The following is a 17,684-nucleotide window of genomic DNA, read 5'->3' as shown; positions in this document are numbered from 1 at the left end:
AATTAGTTTGACGTGGCAAATGTACAACAAAAAGTTGAAAGCAGTGTTTCATAAGTTTTTTTTCGTGTGTCGAAACCATTAAAAATATTCAAATTGTCTCTTCTATCTTTCTTTTTAATCTTTTATCAATAGCTGGATATGGTCATGTATTTTTTCCATCAGCCATTTGGGAGTGGAAGTCGCTCCGCATACGCCGATCGATTCTACATTCCGGAGTAAAGAAGGATCGATTTCTTTCTCATTATCAATTAGATGTGAGTTGGCGTTTACTTTCAGGCATTCTTCAAAAAGCATCTTTCCGTTCGAACTCTTTTTCCCGCTGACGAAGAAAATCAGATCGTGCGTTGCCGCAAATTCCCTGAGATTGGGCATACGGTTAGCTACCTGCCGGCAGATTGTATCGTAATATTCGAAAGTGGCGTCCGGTGAAATGTGGAGTTTGATGTATTCTACAATCTCCTGAAACTCGTCCAGAGACTTTGTGGTCTGCGAGAAAAGGCGGATGCTTTTAGTGAAATCCAGCTTTTTGGCTTCTTCCGCACTTTCGATGACAATGGCTTGACCGCCGGTCTGCCCTACCAGTCCCAGCACTTCTGCATGACCGTTCTTGCCGTAGATCACAATTTGCTTTTCTTCAAAATCTTCCTTCCGGAACTCTTGTTTGATGCGCTTTTGAAGCCGCAGTACGACCGGACAGGTTGCATCGATGATTTCGATATTATTCTTGTGGGCGATCTGGTAAGTCTCCGGTGGCTCTCCGTGTGCGCGAAGCAACACTTTGGCATTGCGCAATTGTCTGAATTCATCACGGTTGATCGTAATCAGTCCCATTGCCTTCAGCCTTTCTACCTCCCGGCTGTTGTGTACAATATCTCCCAGGCAATAGAGCGTTTCTCCTTTTGCCAGTTCTTCTTCCGCCTTGTGGATGGCTGTGACCACGCCGAAGCAGAAGCCGGAACCTTCATCTATCTCTACTTTAATCATACACTCGATTTCTATCCTCTATTCCTTTACTACTTTCCCGAATTGTTCCGACAGCCATTCCTTCTGCTGTTCGATGCTCAGATTGGAATTGTCGAGCAGCAGAGCGTCGTCCGCTTTGCGCAATGGGCTCACTTCACGATGCTGGTCGATGTAATCCCGTTGCTTTACGTTCTCAAGAATTTCCTCGAAACTGCCTTCCTGGCCTTTTGCTTTCAGTTCGTCAAAACGGCGTTGGGCACGAATCTCCGGTGTGGCCGTAACAAATATTTTCAGTTCCGCATCCGGGAAAACCGTGGTTCCGATGTCCCGTCCGTCCATCACAATCCCTTTTTCTTTACCCATGGCCTGTTGCTGTGCTACCATCGCTTCGCGTACAAAATCGAGTGCGCTGATAGGGCTGACTTTGGACGAAACCCCCATTGTACGGATTTTATTCTCTACGTTCACCCCGTTGAGGTAGGTGTCCGGACGTCCCGTCTCCGGATTGGGGCGGAAAGTAATCCGGATATCCCGGATTGCTTCTTTCAGCTTCTCCGTATCAATAACGTCTCCGTTAAATATCCCATTTTCAATACTATATAAGGTGACTGCGCGATACATTGCCCCACTATCTATATAAATGTATCCTACTTCGCGGGCGAGATCTTTGGCCATTGTACTTTTTCCGCAGGAGGAAAAGCCGTCGATTGCGATTGTTATCTTTTTCATATTATCTGCTTCTTATATTTGTCCGCCAAAGATACGCTTATTTTGAAAATCAGCCATAGATTTGACTGTAAAAGCAACTGAATGAGTATGAAAGAATTAAAAAAGTTAAAAAGCCGGATAAAAAGATACGAAGAAACGGACGGTTATCTGAAAATGTAGTATATTTGCCCAGAGACACATAGGAAGACACTTTTTTTTATTAATCATTATATTAACAAAATTATGGAAGTTAAAAAATCACCCAAGGCAGACCTGGAAGGAAAGAAATCCACATGGCTGCTGATCGGTTACGTGGTGGTATTGGCTTTTATGTTCGTGGCGTTCGAATGGACCCAGCGTGACGTGAAAATCGATACAAGCCAGGCTGTAGCTGATGTTGTTTTTGAAGAGGAAATCATTCCTATTACCGAAACCCCTGAACAAGCGACTCCACCACCACCCGAGGCACCGAAGGTGGCCGAATTGCTGGAAATTGTCGATGACCAGGCAGATATTGAAGAATCAACTACCATCCTTAATGAGGATAACACACCGAAAGTGGAAGTAAAATACGTACCGGTACAAGTAGTTGAGGAAGAGCCGGAAGAACAGACTATCTTCGAAGTTGTAGAAAACATGCCGGACTTCCCGGGTGGACAGGCAGCATTGATGCAGTATCTGGCTAAAAATATCAAATATCCGACTATCGCACAGGAAAATGGTACTCAAGGTCGTGTTATCGTACAGTTCGTTGTTAACAAAGACGGTAGTATCGTAGATGCAAAAGTTGTACGCAGTGTAGACCCGTATCTGGATAAAGAAGCTCTCCGTGTGATCAACACGATGCCGAAATGGAAACCAGGTATGCAGCGTGGTAAACCGGTTCGCGTTAAATTTACAGTTCCTGTAATGTTCAGATTGCAGTAATTTGTAACACTCATACATTTAAGAGGCTGCGAATGCAGCCTCTTTTTATTCATTAATCTTTGTTTTCATCATGTTTACAGCTTCTCAATTACTTGATAAAATAAACAACCACCTATCTGAAATTCAGATAACCCGGACTCCGGAAGGACTCTACGAACCAATCGAATACATCCTTTCTCTGGGAGGAAAGCGGATTCGTCCTGTATTGATGCTGATGGCATATAACTTGTATAAGGAAGATGTTTCATCAATTTACGATCCTGCTATCGGTATCGAAGTTTATCATAATCACACCTTGTTGCATGATGATCTGATGGATCGTTCGGATATGCGCAGAGGAAAACCTACTGTGCATAAGGTCTGGAACGATAACACAGCTATTTTGTCGGGTGATACCATGCTGATACTGGCTTTCCGGTATGTAGCCGGTTGTGCGCCCGAGCATTTGAAAGAAGTCATTGATTTGTTTAGTCTGACTGCGTTGGAAATTTGTGAAGGGCAGCAGTTGGATATGGAATTTGAGTCGCGCAACGATGTGGCGGAAGACGAATATATTGAAATGATTCGTCTGAAAACGGCTGTATTGCTTGCCGCAAGTCTGAAGACCGGTGCGATTCTGGCAGGAGCGTCTGCCGCTGATGCGGAGAATCTTTATAATTTTGGTATGCAGATAGGGGTTGCATTCCAGTTACAGGATGATTTGCTGGATGTTTATGGCGATCCGGAAGTGTTCGGAAAGAAAATCGGTGGAGACATCCTTTGCAATAAGAAGACATATATGCTGATCAAAGCACTGGAACGTGCAAGCGGAGAACAGCTGGAAGAACTGAACCGCTGGCTGAATGCAGAGAACTGTCAGCCGGCAGAAAAGATAGCGGCAGTGACGGAGATCTATAATCAGTTGACTATCCGTAGCGTTTGTGAAAACAAAATGCGCGAATATTATACGCTGGCTATGGAGAGCCTTGAAGCAGTTGCGGTTGCCGAAGAGAAGAAGAAAGAACTTAAGAATTTAGTGAAATTACTGATGTATCGGGAAATGTAGTAAAGTTGGTGGGAAATGCCTTACAGACGATTGCCAAATACGGATCAAGCCAGAGTACGGGCGCTGAAAGCAGCGGTCGAGAAGGGTGACGTGTATAATGTGCGGGACTTGGCTATCTCACTGAAAACATTATTCGAAGCCCGTAATTTTCTGCTGAAGTTTGAAGCTGCGCAGATTTACTATACCCAATGTTATGACAACCAGTCGAGAGCCAGTCGCAAGCATCAGGCGAATGTGCGGATGGCACGGCTGTATATATCCCATTTTATTCAAGTGCTCAACCTCGCGGTGCTTCGCGATGAAATCAAACCGGTGCATAAAGAACTTTATGATCTTCCGGAAGCGAATGTGGTACCGGATTTATTAAGTGAAGCAGCTTTGGTAGAGTGGGGGAGAAAAATCATTGAAGGAGAGCAGCGGAGAACCTCTCAAGGGGGGATCCCCATTTATAACCCGACTATTGCGCGCGTAAAAGTGCATTATGATATTTTTCTGGATAGCTACGAACGTCAGAAAAATTACCAGTCTGCCACCAACCGGAGTCTGGATGAACTGGCTTCGATGCGTGACCGGGCGGATGAATTGATTCTGGATATCTGGAATCAGGTGGAAGCGAAGTTTCAGGAAGTGAATCCTAATGAAGCCCGGTTGGCAAAATGTCGTGACTATGGACTGGTATATTACTACCGTTCCAACGAAAAAGTAAAAGAAGAAAGCAAATTGTCATGTTAATAGATACTCATTCCCATCTTTTTTTGGAAGAATTTTCCGATGACCTGCCACAGGTGATGGAACGTGCACGTCAGGCAGGTGTTTCGCGTATTTACATGCCCAATATTGACAGTACGACGATTGAATCCATGCTGTCGGTTTGTGCGGATTATCCTGATTTCTGTTATCCGATGATCGGATTGCATCCTACCTCGGTGAACGAGTCATACCGGCAGGAACTGTCAATTGTCCGGGAGCGTCTGGAAGCACCCAATAATTTTGTAGCCATTGGCGAAATTGGGCTTGATTTGTATTGGGATAAAACCTTTCTGAACGAACAACTGTACGTTTTTGAGAAACAGATAGAATGGGCGCTCGAATATAAATTGCCCATCGTGGTTCATTCGCGGGAGGCATTCGACTATATATATAAGGTAATGGAGCCCTATAAAAACACTGCTTTGACCGGTATTTTTCATAGTTTCACCGGAAATGCCGAAGAAGCGGCCCGGTTGCTTGAATTTGGCGGTTTCATGTTGGGAATCAACGGAGTGGTCACTTTTAAAAAGTCCTCACTGCCGGATACCTTGCTAACAGTGCCTTTGGAGCGGATTGTGCTCGAAACGGACTCACCGTATCTGACCCCGGCCCCCAATCGGGGGAAGAGGAATGAAAGTGCGAATGTGCATGATACGTTCCTGAAACTGGTAGAAATTTATCGGACCACCCCGGAGCACCTTTCACAAGCCACTTCCGAAAATGCGCTAAAAGTGTTCGGAATGGTCAAATAAGGTTCCAAAGGTTTTAAATTATATTAATTTGCAGTATTTATTTAAGATAAAAAAGGGATAATGCTTTAGGAAAAGAAAAAAAAGGATACATTTGTAGCTGAAAATGCGGAAAACTCATAAGGAGAGGTGCTCGAGTGGTTGAAGAGGCACGCCTGGAAAGCGTGTATACGCCAAAAGTGTATCCGGGGTTCGAATCCCCGTCTCTCCGCAGAACAAAAGTTGAAACGTGAAGTAAATACAATAAATAATAATCAATTAATTAATCTTAAAAATTAGACACACAATGAAAAAGTTATTTGCAATTGTTGCTGTGATTGGGGCCTTTACATTTGGCTCAATTCAACTTGCTCAGGCTCAAGACGCTCCTGCAGCAGAACAAACTGAACAACAAGCTGCTCCTGCTGCTGCTCAAGCTGCTCCGGCCGCTGCTCCTGCTGCAGAAGAAGGTGGTATTCACAAAGAAATCAAAGTTAAATTCATCGAAGGTACTGCATCTTTCATGAGTTTGGTTGCTATTGCTTTGGTAATCGGTTTGGCTTTCTGTATCGAACGTATCATCTATTTGAGCTTGGCTGAAATCAACACAAAAAAATTCATGGCATCTATCGAAGCTGCTTTGGAAAAAGGTGATGTTGAAGCTGCTAAAGACATCGCACGTAACACCAGAGGTCCTGTTGCTTCTATCTACTACCAGGGTTTGATGAGAATCGACCAAGGTATCGATGTAGTTGAGAAGTCAGTAGTATCTTACGGTGGTGTACAGGCTGGTTACCTTGAAAAAGGATGTTCTTGGATCACACTGTTTATCGCTATGGCTCCGTCACTCGGATTCTTGGGTACTGTAATCGGTATGGTGCAGGCATTTGATAAGATCCAGCAGGTAGGTGATATCTCTCCGACGGTTGTTGCAGGTGGTATGAAAGTTGCCTTGATTACAACTATTTTCGGTTTGATCGTTGCTTTGATTCTTCAGGTATTCTACAACTACGTACTTGCTAAGATTGAAGCTCTTACAAGCGAAATGGAAGACTCTTCTATCTCTTTGCTTGACATGGTAATCAAATATGATCTGAAATACAAAAAATAATTCGAAATGAGTAAGTTATCATATAAAGTATCGTATTACGCACTGTATGCGATGTTTGCCATCATCCTCATTGTCCTGGGGCTTTTCTACCTGGGTGGTGATGCTCAAGGAGCAGATGTCATTGCGGGAGTAGATCCTGAAATGTGGCAACCGGCAAACACAAATGCCTTACTGATGCTCATTTATGGGTTATTTGGTTTGGCTGTTGCTGCTACAGTAGTTGCTGCTGTATTCCAATTTGGAGCAGCTTTGAAAGATAGCCCTGCAAATGCAATTAAGTCATTGCTTGGTTTGGTTCTTTTGGTTGTTGTTTTAGTGATTGCTTGGGCTGCTGGTGATGGAACACCGATGAATATCCCAGGTTATGACGGTACTGACAACGTTCCTTTCTGGCTGAAATTAACTGATATGTTCCTTTATTCCATCTACATCTTGTTGTTTGTAACAATCGTTGCAATCATTGCAAGTGGCATAAAGAAAAAAATATCATAATCAATTGAGGATACTCAATTTAATAAGTAATTACAATGGCAAGAGGAAAAAGAAAAGTTCCTGATATTAACTCAAGTTCTACGGCGGATATCGCTTTCTTGTTGCTGATCTTCTTCTTGATTACAACATCAATGGATACGGACCGTGGTTTGGCAAGACTTTTGCCTCCACCACCCGAAGATCAAGATCAACAGAATACAGATAAGATCAAAGAACGTAACATTTTGCAGGTATACCTGAATAAGGATGATGCTTTGATGTGCGGTAATGATTATATCGGTGTTGAGCAACTAAGGGAAAAAGCTAAAGAATTTATTGCTAATGCCGGCAATGCAGAGCACATGCCTGAAAAGACACAGAAGAATGTGGAGTTTTTCGGTACGACTCTCGTTAACGACAAGCATGTAATTTCTTTGCAGAATGACCGTGGATCTTCTTATCAGGCATACATCAGCGTGCAGAACGAACTTGTTGCTGCATACAATGAATTGAGAGATGAACTGGCCCTTCAGAAATGGCAAAGACCTTATGCGGAATTGAACGACGAACAGCAAAAAGCAATTCGTGAAATCTATCCGCAGAGAATTTCTGAGGCAGAACCTAAAAAATACGGAGAAAAAAGGAAGTAAGTAATGGGAAAATTTAATAAAACTGGTAAACGTGAAATGCCGGCATTGAATACTTCTTCGTTGCCTGACCTTATCTTTACTTTGTTGTTCTTCTTTATGATTGTAACAACAATGCGCGAGGTAACATTAAAGGTACAGTTTACACTTCCGGTAGGTACTGAACTCGAAAAACTGGAGAAGAAATCGCTGGTAACATTCATTTATGTGGGTGAACCGACTCAGGAATATCGTGCGAAAATGGGTACTGAAAGTCGTATTCAGCTCAACGACAGCTATGCCGAAGTTGGCGAAGTACAAGACTTCATTTTCCAGGAACGTGCAAGTATGAATGAGGGTGACCAAGCTAAGATGACTGTGTCTCTGAAAGTAGACCAAAAGACTAAAATGGGTATTATCACAGACGTGAAGAATGCTCTTAGAAAATCTTACGCTTTGAAGATTAACTATTCTTCTACTAAACGTGGTGAGAAATAATTAGTTAATTTGATATATAGAGAAGGGCGTCCAAGCAATTGGACGCCCTTTCTTTTTAGCTTCTCTTTTAGCCTCTCTGTTTATTATTCTCCGGCAGAGGCAGACTTTATGTCTGAACTTCGTCTGCCGGATATGATCTAAAATCTATCCGAAGTATGTTTCTTCCGATTCCTTTGTTCCTTTATTCCTTGACTCCGTAAACGATTGTATGGAGTTTATGTCTTATTCCTTCATAATCCTTTGCTGCATCCAGATTGCCGTGTACCATGAGATACATAGGCAGGAAATCGTCTCCTTCTTTATATGGCGGCTGGTAATAGTCTTTTTCCCACAGTGTAAACCCGTGGCGTTGGTAGAAGTTGATACGGCGTTTGGCCATGTCCTCTACCGGGCGTTCTACTTCCAGTACAATGGGGCGTTTCAGAAACTCACATAAATGCTCTAATGTGCGTTTCCCGTAGCCTCCGTTGCGCAATGCAGGATTGGTAGCGAAGTGTTCTACGTAATAGAATTCATCGAAATCCCAATATGTGATAAAGCCAATGGGCAGGTCATCGTCAAAAATGATATTATTATGGAAGTTGCCTATCCGGTCTGTATATTCACGAAGATGTTCCAGTTCGCGATATTCTTCGGGTGGAAACGATTCGACGAGAAGCTCTTCCATAAATTTGTAATGTTGTACGTCTGATGTGGTGATCGGTTGAAATCTGATCATACGGTTTGGGTTTTAAGTTTGACAATATTGTTTTTTGTTGCTATACCCGGTATTGCTATACCAAATGTTATACTCTATCGGGTGTTATATTATATCAGTTATATGATACTATGAGATGTTACTATGTCAGGAGTCAGACAGGAATTCTAAAAGAAAAAGAATTCCTGCATCTGCCTTTAATTAAGGGACATAGAACTCAATAATCCGCTGGATAGCACGCTGGCATACCGGGCAGAACTCAGGATATTCGTTTGTTTTCATGCGACAATTGAATGCCGGCCGATAAATACCTTTGGCTGAGTAACCGCCGCCTTCATATACACCTACCGGATAGTTTTGATGTTGTGCTACAGGTGTGGGGACAGGCGTATTCGGTGCAAGCATATCTTCCCATTTCGAGGCGAAATTTACCCGTGTACTGATGTTCTGTTCCCACGGCTCTACATCCAGCGGATACGTGTCCGTCATTACATCGTCATCATAAAAATATTCATCCGCCAAGCCTCCGAAGCTATGTCCGAATTCATGGACCACTACAGGCTTGAACATCGGATGATGAGCGGTAGTCAGCGTATATGAGTTGTAAATTCCTCCGCCTCCGTACACATCCGTATTGGCAAGGATAATAATATGCTCATAAGGAATGCCGGCCAAAGCGTTGTGGATGGCCTTCACCCGGCTTGTAGTCAGGTAACGGTCCGAGTAAAAAGTATCGAAATGAGAATGAACGGCCGTGTGTTTCCATTGATTTTCGCGGGGAACACTGACTCCGCTGTCAATCGACGGACTGGCTACAGCCACTATGTTGAATTTGTTTTTCATCGACCGGAACGGTTCGTGCGCAAACAGGCTTTCGCAGGCTTTCTGCGCATCCTGATAGAATAAATCCATTTCCTTTTCCGTGTAGCCTTCTGCCAGGATAGCGACATCTATGCACTCTTTTTCGTTACCGCTCTGAAGCATATACCGGTGTGGAGTGACGTGCGATGTTCCCCGTTTATGAATCAAGATATCGTCCGGACGGACAATGTGCTTGAAGCTGGTCATCACTTCCTTGCGGGGAGAGAACAGCACGATTTCTACCTCTGCCGGCTGTTTGGGGTAGGGAAGCAAGAATGTATTTTCGAAGCCTTTGGCTGTCTCCTTGGCTTCATCGGTGGACAGCCACTCTTGAAACAGAGAAGAAAAGGAAGTCTTGTAGATACACTGTCGGGTGGCGAGGTCTCTGACGATAATCTGCCCGTTGCCTTCGAGCGGAAGTTCGGACAAATGATGTTCACGACCTGCCCAGGAGGGAAGCTGAGACAGCTCGTCCAGATAGATCGTTTGCTGCTTATTGTTTCCGGTGAAGATATAATCTACCCGCAATGTCTTATTCTGAAAATAATCTGCAAAGTTTTGCGCATAACTTCCTGCCGAAATCAGGAAAAAAAGAAGAATACTGCAAATTTGTTTCATATAAATAGTATATTTATGTTTTTCACAAAGGTACAAACTATTGTTGACTTATTCGATATTTGCAAATAAAAGTAATAAATCATAGTATTTGTTGCCGAAAAATAGCTAACTTTGCATGAAAGATTCATTGATTAAAACAATTTGATTCAAAAATGGGACATCATCAATTAGATGCTTTAGATGAGCAAATTCTGAAATTAATAGCAGGGAACGCGCGTATTCCTTTTTTGGAAGTAGCAAGAGCGTGTAACGTTTCCGGGGCGGCTATCCACCAGCGCATTCAGAAGTTGACTAATCTGGGAATATTGAAAGGATCGGAATATGTGATCGATCCTGAGAAGATAGGATATGAAACTTGTGCTTATATTGGTATATATCTGAAAGATCCGGAATCCTTTGATTCGGTAACAAGAGCTTTGGAAGCTATTCCGGAAGTAGTAGAGTGCCATTTCACTACTGGTAAATATGATATGTTTATCAAGATTTACGCTAAGAACAATCACCATTTGCTGAGTATCATACATGATAAATTGCAACCTTTGGGGTTGGCGCGTACGGAGACACTAATCTCTTTCCATGAAGCCATAAAGCGGCAGATGCCGATTATGGTCGACATAGAAGACGAAGATTAATCGTACAGAATAAAATAGCTTACTGTTTCACGTAATCTACAAAAGCATACGGGCAGAGATGTTTCTCATCCACGGGATGAGCTTCTCTGCTTTTTTCGTGCCATTGAGCCGGAGATACTTCCGGAAAGAAGGCATCGGCTTCGGGAGCAACGTCGTTTATTTCCGTCAGACAAAGTTCGTCGGCAAGAGGAAGTGCCTGTCGGTAGACGCTTGCGCCACCTATTATATAGATGTGCTCATCTTCCTTGCAGCTTTGCAGGGCGACTTCCAGCGACGGGAAGACTTCCGCACCGGGACATACCGTATCCGGACGGGTGGATAATACAACGTTTCTGCGATTGGGCAGCGCACCTTTCGGCAGCGATTCGAAGGTTTTTCTTCCCATTATGATGGTGTTTCCGGTAGTCAGTGCCTTGAAGCGTTTCAAGTCGTTGGGCAACCAGAAAAGCAGTTTATTCTGAAAGCCGATCGCCATTCGGCGGTCTACGGCGGCAATAATTGATATTTTACTCATGGTTTTATACCGCTACTATTCCGGCAATATGTGGATGCGGATCGTAGTTCACCAGTTCGAAGTCTTCGAACTGGAAGTCATAGATACTCTTCACATCCGGATTAATTTTCATTTGAGGCAATGCGCGTGGTTCGCGGCTAAGCTGTAATTTGACCTGATCCAAGTGGTTCAGATAGATATGGGCATCGCCAAGTGTATGGATAAATTCACCCGCTTTCAGTCCTGTCACCTGCGCCATCATTTGTAGCAGCAGTGCATATGATGCGATATTGAACGGGACTCCGAGAAATATATCCGCGCTGCGCTGGTAAAGTTGCAGGCTCAGCCGGTCGTCTGCCACGTAAAACTGGAAGAAGGCATGGCAGGGAGGCAGATTCATATTCTTTAAATCGGCTACATTCCAGGCGCTGACAATGATACGTCGGGAGTCGGGATTGTGCTTGATCGTCTCTACCGCTTCGCTGATCTGGTCGATGAATCCGCCGTCGTAGTCGGGCCACGAACGCCACTGATAGCCATAGATATGACCTAAATCACCATTTTCGTCCGCCCATTCGTTCCAGATGCGTACACCGTGTTCTTGCAGATATTTCGCGTTCGTATCACCTTGCAGAAACCAGAGTAACTCGTAGATGATTGATTTCAGATGCAGTTTTTTGGTGGTCAGACACGGGAAACCCTCGTCGAGGTTGAAACGCATCTGATGTCCGAACACACTGATCGTTCCGGTTCCTGTACGGTCACTTTTCTCAGTTCCTTCAGTTAATACGCGATTGAGTAAATCTAAATATTGTTTCATAGCGAATAATTTTCCAATAAGTTGGTGCGATGCAAAATTACAAAAATGGCGTGAATAAATTGGCAAACCATCCGACGAACTTCTTCCACGGTGAGCGCTTTTTCCAGAATTCCGGTGTCAGCTGCGTACAGTGCTCTATATCGTTCCGAAACATTTCGTTCAGTTCGCCTGTAATTTCTTTGTTAAAGATGAAAGCGTTCGTCTCGTAGTCGTACCGGAGGCTGCGGCTGTTCAGGTTTGCGGTGCCTACCGTGCAGAAAATATCGTCGACCATCATGATTTTGGAATGGTGGAAACCGCCATTGTACATATAGACAGTGGCCCCCCTTTTCATCAGTTTGTGAAGTTTGTAGAGGGCGGCGTCCGGAGTAAACGGAATATCGGAGGCGGAAGAAACCATAATCGTGACATCCACACCTCGTTCGATGGTGCGTTGAAGCGCTTTGTTGATGGAGGATGTGGGCACAAAATACGGGTTGACGATGTGCACGTTTTTCTGTGCCGAATAGATCGACATGGCATAAGCATGACTGAGCATACGGCTGTTTTTCTTCGGTGTACGGTCTACGATGGCGACGACTACATTGGTGGTGTCCGACTGCCCCTTATGCTTGGGGAAGTATGCTTCTCCACCAATATTTTGTTTAGTCTCCTTGTTCCATATGGTAAGAAATATTTCTTGCAGATCATTGACGGCATCGCCTTCTATTCTCATGTGCATATCACGCCATGTACCGATTTTGGGGAGTCCGTTGATGTAGTAGTCGGCGATGTTCATTCCTCCCGTATAGGCGACTTCGCCGTCGATGACGGCTATTTTGCGGTGATCACGGTGTGCCGCATGATTGATGTAGGGAAAGGTGAACGGGTCGAACTTGACAATCTCGATTCCCTGTTCGCGTATTTTTTTGAGATGCCTCTTTTTGAGCGGTTTATTGTTCGACCAGTTGCCGAACGCATCGAACATGGCCCGTACTTCCACGCCTTCTTTTACCTTTTCGGCCAGCAGGTCGAACAGCGCATTGGCTATAGAGTCATTGCGGAAATTGAAATATTCCAGATGGATGTGGTGTTTGGCGTCGCGGATGGCGCTGAATAAATCAATGAATTTTTCTCGTCCGCTTTTCAGTAACCTGACTTTGTTATTGTCGGATATAGGAATCCCTGACTCCGATAAGAAACGTAATACAAGGGAGTCACTTGTCAGAGCTATGGAGTCTCTGGGATGCGTCATCAAACTGTCGATGACATCTGCCTGAGCACGGAATAAAGACAGAAACAGAAATAAAAGAAATATACGTAGTTTCAAAACTCTTCTCGCTATTTTAGTTTACAAAGTAACAAAGATACAACATCTATGTTTGGAGCTATCGGGAGAGGAGAGCAAATTTATTATACTTTAACAGAAGAAATGAACAAGGATCTCTTGATCTGGGGAATTATATTCGTTCGATACATCTGAACTGTCTGCTGTGTTCCCTGCCGTTGTCACACTTGTGCCAACGGCGTGGCACTGCTGTGCCAGTGCGGTGTCACAACTGTGCCAAGTCCTTGGCACAGAGTGTGACAAGCATTGTTATGCCATTGATACTACTTTCCGTCCGGCCATGAATAGCAGGACGACCGTTGCAATGATGATTGATTTCGGATCAAGGCTGGTTGCGCCGTGGTTGATCATGCCGATGAGTACATCTTTCAGTGTTTCCCATACGGCTTCCAGTCCGCCCAGGGTGACAAAGAGCGTGGCTCCTACTGTCATTACGAATACAGTCCAAAGGCGTGCCAACCGGTTGCTGCGGTCGGGCAAGTGGTGCATGACGCGGCGGCTGAATCCGTTGTCGGCTATTTCCCGCTTGTTTTCTGCGAAGAAATCTTTCAGAAGTTTATCATTATCTATTTCCGTCATAACCGTTTCTTTTTAAATACGTTGCTAATTTTTCTTTTCCACGCGACAGGTGGCTTTTCACCGTCCCTGCCGGTATTCCCGTTATTCCTGCAATCTTGTCGATGCTTACATCTTCCATGTAAAACAGCGTGATGCAGGTTCGTTCCACTTCCTTCAGCGATTTGAGTGACTGATAAACATCCATTGTCTGCCCTATGTTCGCTTGTTCGGTGCAGTTGACGGCGTCTACTTCCCTGGTATCCAGGTCTGCCATCTCTTTCCGGCTGCGAATATAATCATAAAAAATATTATAAGCAATACGGTATAGCCACGTGGAGAAACTCGACAAGTTACGGAACGAGGCCAGATTGGTATATGCCTTGATGAATGTATCCTGTGCCAAGTCGTCACTCAATTCGCTGTCACCGCAAGTCAGATGCAGGAAGAAGCGTCTGACAGGCGACTGGTATTTTTGTACCAACTGGTCGAAGGCCCTGGTGTTCTTGAACACCACGACCTGTGCGACTAGCGATATATCGTTGAGTTGGCTCATCTATTTTCTTCGTTCTTCTCTTCGTCGTTCCTCTCCGAGATGATGATGTCGTTGCTTCTGATGGCGGTTTCTCTGTTCTTGGTTTCCTCGTTGGCATGTTGCTTGTAGCCGATCAGCCATTGTCCCAGTCCCATAAACATGACAAGCAGTCCGATAGCGCCAATTCCGAATTCGCCGGTGATGGCCCAGAGGAATATGAAGAGCCCGATGCCTGTAAAGGTGTTTTTGATTCCTTGTGTACGTTGGTCTGTCGATTTGTGCTCCCGTATGAATTCTTCCGGAAGAGGCTGACCGGCTGCGAGAGCCTGTTCGGCAAGGCGATAGCGTGCTTTCCGGTTCTTGTAGCGGAAGAAGAAGACTACAAATATGATGAATACCGGCATTCCGAATATGGCAATGATGCTGATGATGGCTACCAGAATACCTCCTCCGACTGCATTTCCGAAATTATTGAACGGGAAGTCATCGTCGTCAGAGCTGATGGTGAAGCTCGCTTTTCCGTGAGGACCGCGCGAGGAACTACTCACTTTGCCCGTATCTACACTTGTCGTGTCGGTGTCTTCGTCATCGATGCCGATCACAGTGACGGCCGTGTTGCCGACATTTACCTTGGCATCCTTGCCTTTCCCTTTCGTTACGGTCACTTTTACGTTTCCGGTAGAGTCGTTCACAACAGTTGTTTGTTTCTGGGCGTTTGCCAGCGAGAAAATGGTCATCATGACCAGTAAAGCAATTAAAATCCGTTTCATATATTAATTCTTTTATTTGTTTCTTTGTCTGTTAGACGTAGTTCGTATGTCAGAAAGTTGCAAAGAGACGAAATATTTTTGATATTTGCAGGAATTAATAAATGAAAAATGAATTTACCCGCTTCTTTTATCGACTATACCCGTGCCTTACTGGGCAATGAAGAATATGAAAAACTGGCTGCCGCCTTGCAACAGGAGCCTCCCGTCAGCATTCGGATCAATAAATTGAGAATGAAGGAGGAAGGAGTAAGCTCGCTGACAGACAGTTCTGCCCGTTTTTCCTTCAATAAAGTTCCCTGGGCATCCGATGGCTACTATCTTGACGAGCGTCTGACTTTTACGTTCGACCCGTTGTTTCATGCCGGTTGCTACTATGTTCAGGAGGCTTCGTCCATGTTTGTGGAGCAGGTGCTGCGGCAGTATGTCGAGTCTCCGGTGGTGATGCTCGATCTTTGTGCGGCCCCCGGAGGAAAATCAACCCATGCGCGCAGCGTGCTTCCGGAAGGGAGTCTGCTGGTGGCGAATGAAGTGATCCGGAACCGTTCACAGGTGCTGGCGGAGAATCTGACGAAGTGGGGGCATCCGGATGTGGTGGTTACCAACAATGATCCGGCTGATTTCTCGGCACTTCCGTCTTTTTTCGATGTCATTCTGACCGATGTGCCTTGTTCGGGCGAGGGAATGTTTCGTAAAGACCCCGTAGCCGTGGAGGAATGGAGTCCGGAGAATGTAGAGATCTGCTGGCAGCGTCAGCGGCGGATTATTGCGGATATTTGGCCCTGTCTGAAACCGGGCGGCATATTAATATATAGTACGTGTACCTATAATAGCAAAGAAGATGAAGAGAACGTCTGCTGGATTCAGCAGGAATTCGGTGCGGAACTCTTGCCGCTGGAGGTGCAGGACGAGTGGAATATAACGGGGAATTTACTCGATGGAGAGGATGAATCTCAGAGAAGTTTGTCTGTCTGTCATTTTCTTCCTCATAAGACAAAAGGCGAAGGATTCTTTCTGGCGGCACTTCGCAAACCGGATGCGGAAGATGAACCGGCAACCTATTCATTCTCAAAAGCAAAGTCGTCCAAGAAAAAAGATAAGAAAGGCGGAGCGGCTGCTTCTCCCGTTTCCAAAGAACACATGAGGATGGCACTGAACTGGCTGAAGCAGGAAAATGCCGAAAGATACACCCTGTCTGCGGAAGGCGCGGGCATCGTCGCATTTCCGCAACGATATACCGATGAACTGGCTGCCATGAAACAGTATCTGAAAGTGATACAGGCAGGCGTTCTGACTGGTGAAGTGAAAGGGAGAGATTTGATTCCCGCTCATGCGCTGGCGATGAGTGCTACGCTCTTGCGGCAGGATGCTTTTGATACGGAAGAGGTGAGCTATGAACAGGCTATCGCTTATTTACGAAAAGAGGCTATTGCCTTGTCGGAAACAGCCCCTCGTGGTTATATCTTACTTACTTACCGGAATATTTTTCTCGGATTTGTGAAGAATATCGGAAATCGTGCCAATAATCTTTATCCCCAGGAGTGGCGTATCCGCAGCGGATATTTGCCGGAGGAGATACGTACGCTGTAAAGATCATTCCCGAAAGAAATGGAGAACGGATAGAATACTTAGCGAGATAGCGCAGCTAATTTATCATTTATAATTTAGGGAAGTATTCCAGTGGGTATTTCCTTATAATTCAGAATGAAACCGACCTGTCTGCCTGTTCCCGGTTCTGCTCCTTCCGTTATTTCTTCCAGTGTGTAGGCCGGAGGCGGTGCGGGTGATGTCCGTGTTTCTCCAATGGGCGGCGTGCCCCAGTTCAGATGTAAATTCTTGTCCAGTCGATGAAGCAGGTACGCGTTTCCCCATACGGTGAAATGGTGTTCCGTAGCCGGTGAGGCATCCAATGAAAAGGTAAGAGTCAGCGTGGCTTTGTTGTCTTCTCCTTGTTTCAGTGCATAAGTTCCTTTGGTGATAAGTTCGAGTCCCGATGAAAAAGCGGTTTGCTGTCCTTGTTTGAAGAAATAAGCGTCACGGGCAGCGTTGCTGACAAGGAAAATGTCGTCAACACCCGGCAGTAGATTCTCGTCCCCATTGGGACGCAGGGATGACGAGCCGTGTATCAGATTGAGATCTTCGTAGTAGTCCACCACTTTGATGGGCAGAGTGAGCGTTTCCTGTGTGGCGTTGTCTGTCACTTTCAGATACGTGCTTCCGGTGAGAATGCCGGATATGTAAATCATTCGTCCGGCGGGAACTCCGCTCCAGCCACTTTCGATTCCGGCACTTGCGATGCGGGGATTTCCGATTTCCAAAGAGTAGTCTCCGTTTCCACTTTCGATTCCGAGGTAGCGTCTTCCTCCCATGGGCACTTCGTATTTGCTGTCGTAAAACCGCAGGGGGGCATCGGCATCGTCTTTACAGGCACTCCATAAAATAAGAATGCAAAACAAGATGGGGGTGTAAGAGAGGGTTTTAGTTTTCATAATAGTTTAGTGTTTTTTTTACAGTCCCCAAATGTAATGCATTCTTTTTATTTATTCAATAAT

The 17,684-nt window shown here is 44.9% G+C and carries 21 protein-coding genes and 1 tRNA gene; 11 read left to right on the top strand and 11 right to left on the bottom strand.

Features of this window, described 5'->3' with window-relative positions; genetic code table 11:
• Positions 1–114 precede the first annotated feature (114 nt).
• Positions 115–984, bottom strand: coding sequence for a 4-hydroxy-3-methylbut-2-enyl diphosphate reductase (locus ACHLI0_RS08380; RefSeq protein ID WP_055220064.1), 870 nt, complete (start codon positions 982–984; stop codon positions 115–117).
• Between the two features lie 18 nt (positions 985–1,002).
• Positions 1,003–1,692: a (d)CMP kinase gene (gene cmk / locus ACHLI0_RS08375; protein WP_008761050.1), complete on the bottom strand. Its 690-nt coding sequence runs from the start codon at positions 1,690–1,692 to the stop codon at positions 1,003–1,005.
• Between the two features lie 222 nt (positions 1,693–1,914).
• Between cmk and ACHLI0_RS08370 the strand changes: the two genes are divergently transcribed.
• From ACHLI0_RS08370 to ACHLI0_RS08330, 9 genes are all read left to right on the top strand, one after another.
• The gene (locus ACHLI0_RS08370; RefSeq protein ID WP_008761051.1) at positions 1,915–2,598 is read left to right on the top strand and encodes an energy transducer TonB; all 684 of its coding nucleotides are present in this window, start codon (positions 1,915–1,917) and stop codon (positions 2,596–2,598) included.
• 70 nt (positions 2,599–2,668) lie between these two features.
• A complete protein-coding gene (locus ACHLI0_RS08365) occupies positions 2,669–3,643 on the top strand; it encodes a polyprenyl synthetase family protein (protein WP_490748886.1) in 975 nt (324 codons plus the stop codon).
• Between the two features lie 15 nt (positions 3,644–3,658).
• On the top strand, positions 3,659–4,375 hold the full coding sequence (locus ACHLI0_RS08360) for a hypothetical protein (RefSeq protein ID WP_008761053.1): 717 nt from the start codon (positions 3,659–3,661) through the stop codon (positions 4,373–4,375).
• Positions 4,369–5,145, top strand: a complete 777-nt coding sequence (locus tag ACHLI0_RS08355; protein ID WP_016269566.1) for a TatD family hydrolase — start codon at positions 4,369–4,371, stop codon at positions 5,143–5,145. Before ACHLI0_RS08360 ends, ACHLI0_RS08355 begins: the two co-directional genes overlap by 7 nt.
• Positions 5,146–5,265: 120 nt before the next feature.
• Positions 5,266–5,353: transfer RNA gene (locus tag ACHLI0_RS08350), tRNA-Ser, on the top strand.
• Between the two features lie 75 nt (positions 5,354–5,428).
• A complete protein-coding gene (locus ACHLI0_RS08345; RefSeq protein WP_008766463.1) occupies positions 5,429–6,232 on the top strand; it encodes a MotA/TolQ/ExbB proton channel family protein in 804 nt (267 codons plus the stop codon).
• 6 nt (positions 6,233–6,238) lie between these two features.
• Complete coding sequence (locus tag ACHLI0_RS08340) at positions 6,239–6,724, top strand: hypothetical protein (protein ID WP_008761056.1); 486 nt, start codon at positions 6,239–6,241, stop codon at positions 6,722–6,724.
• 35 nt (positions 6,725–6,759) lie between these two features.
• Positions 6,760–7,353, top strand: a complete 594-nt coding sequence (locus ACHLI0_RS08335; RefSeq protein WP_008761057.1) for an ExbD/TolR family protein — start codon at positions 6,760–6,762, stop codon at positions 7,351–7,353.
• Between the two features lie 3 nt (positions 7,354–7,356).
• Complete coding sequence (locus tag ACHLI0_RS08330; RefSeq protein WP_008761058.1) at positions 7,357–7,827, top strand: ExbD/TolR family protein; 471 nt, start codon at positions 7,357–7,359, stop codon at positions 7,825–7,827.
• A 181-nt stretch (positions 7,828–8,008) separates the two neighbouring features.
• Here ACHLI0_RS08330 and ACHLI0_RS08325 read toward each other — a convergent pair whose 3' ends face one another.
• A complete protein-coding gene (locus tag ACHLI0_RS08325; RefSeq protein WP_119200048.1) occupies positions 8,009–8,545 on the bottom strand; it encodes a GNAT family N-acetyltransferase in 537 nt (178 codons plus the stop codon).
• A gap of 180 nt (positions 8,546–8,725) precedes the next feature.
• A complete protein-coding gene (locus ACHLI0_RS08320; protein ID WP_490748885.1) occupies positions 8,726–10,003 on the bottom strand; it encodes an IgA Peptidase M64 in 1,278 nt (425 codons plus the stop codon).
• Between the two features lie 152 nt (positions 10,004–10,155).
• Here ACHLI0_RS08320 and ACHLI0_RS08315 point away from each other — a divergent pair, with 152 nt between their 5' ends.
• The gene (locus tag ACHLI0_RS08315; RefSeq protein WP_008761061.1) at positions 10,156–10,635 is read left to right on the top strand and encodes an Lrp/AsnC family transcriptional regulator; all 480 of its coding nucleotides are present in this window, start codon (positions 10,156–10,158) and stop codon (positions 10,633–10,635) included.
• 19 nt (positions 10,636–10,654) lie between these two features.
• On the opposite strand, the gene ACHLI0_RS08310 is transcribed toward ACHLI0_RS08315, so the two are convergent.
• The 6 genes from ACHLI0_RS08310 to ACHLI0_RS08285 all read right to left on the bottom strand — a co-directional run bounded on the left by ACHLI0_RS08310 (position 10,655) and on the right by ACHLI0_RS08285 (position 15,135).
• The gene (locus ACHLI0_RS08310) at positions 10,655–11,149 is read right to left on the bottom strand and encodes a dihydrofolate reductase (protein ID WP_490748883.1); all 495 of its coding nucleotides are present in this window, start codon (positions 11,147–11,149) and stop codon (positions 10,655–10,657) included.
• 4 nt (positions 11,150–11,153) lie between these two features.
• On the bottom strand, positions 11,154–11,948 hold the full coding sequence (locus ACHLI0_RS08305; RefSeq protein ID WP_490748882.1) for a thymidylate synthase: 795 nt from the start codon (positions 11,946–11,948) through the stop codon (positions 11,154–11,156).
• 37 nt (positions 11,949–11,985) lie between these two features.
• Complete coding sequence (gene cls / locus ACHLI0_RS08300) at positions 11,986–13,257, bottom strand: cardiolipin synthase (RefSeq protein ID WP_165938090.1); 1,272 nt, start codon at positions 13,255–13,257, stop codon at positions 11,986–11,988.
• A gap of 267 nt (positions 13,258–13,524) precedes the next feature.
• Positions 13,525–13,854, bottom strand: a complete 330-nt coding sequence (locus ACHLI0_RS08295) for a DUF5056 domain-containing protein (protein WP_054958789.1) — start codon at positions 13,852–13,854, stop codon at positions 13,525–13,527.
• On the bottom strand, positions 13,838–14,386 hold the full coding sequence (locus ACHLI0_RS08290; protein ID WP_008761066.1) for an RNA polymerase sigma factor: 549 nt from the start codon (positions 14,384–14,386) through the stop codon (positions 13,838–13,840). The genes ACHLI0_RS08295 and ACHLI0_RS08290 overlap by 17 nt, the downstream gene beginning before the upstream one ends.
• Complete coding sequence (locus tag ACHLI0_RS08285; RefSeq protein ID WP_490748881.1) at positions 14,383–15,135, bottom strand: DUF6249 domain-containing protein; 753 nt, start codon at positions 15,133–15,135, stop codon at positions 14,383–14,385. The genes ACHLI0_RS08290 and ACHLI0_RS08285 overlap by 4 nt, the downstream gene beginning before the upstream one ends.
• Positions 15,136–15,243: 108 nt before the next feature.
• On the opposite strand from ACHLI0_RS08285, the gene ACHLI0_RS08280 reads away from it, so the two are divergent.
• Positions 15,244–16,722, top strand: coding sequence for a methyltransferase RsmF C-terminal domain-like protein (locus ACHLI0_RS08280; protein ID WP_490748879.1), 1,479 nt, complete (start codon positions 15,244–15,246; stop codon positions 16,720–16,722).
• Between the two features lie 74 nt (positions 16,723–16,796).
• Here the strand turns inward: ACHLI0_RS08280 and ACHLI0_RS08275 are convergent, their stop codons facing one another.
• Positions 16,797–17,621: an Ig-like domain-containing protein gene (locus tag ACHLI0_RS08275; RefSeq protein ID WP_490748877.1), complete on the bottom strand. Its 825-nt coding sequence runs from the start codon at positions 17,619–17,621 to the stop codon at positions 16,797–16,799.
• Positions 17,622–17,684: the final 63 nt, after the last annotated feature.

Source organism: Bacteroides sp. RCH18 (genome assembly GCF_058231005.1).
Note: the sequence above shows the minus strand (reverse complement) of the source record. Positions and strands in the feature narration are given on the sequence as shown.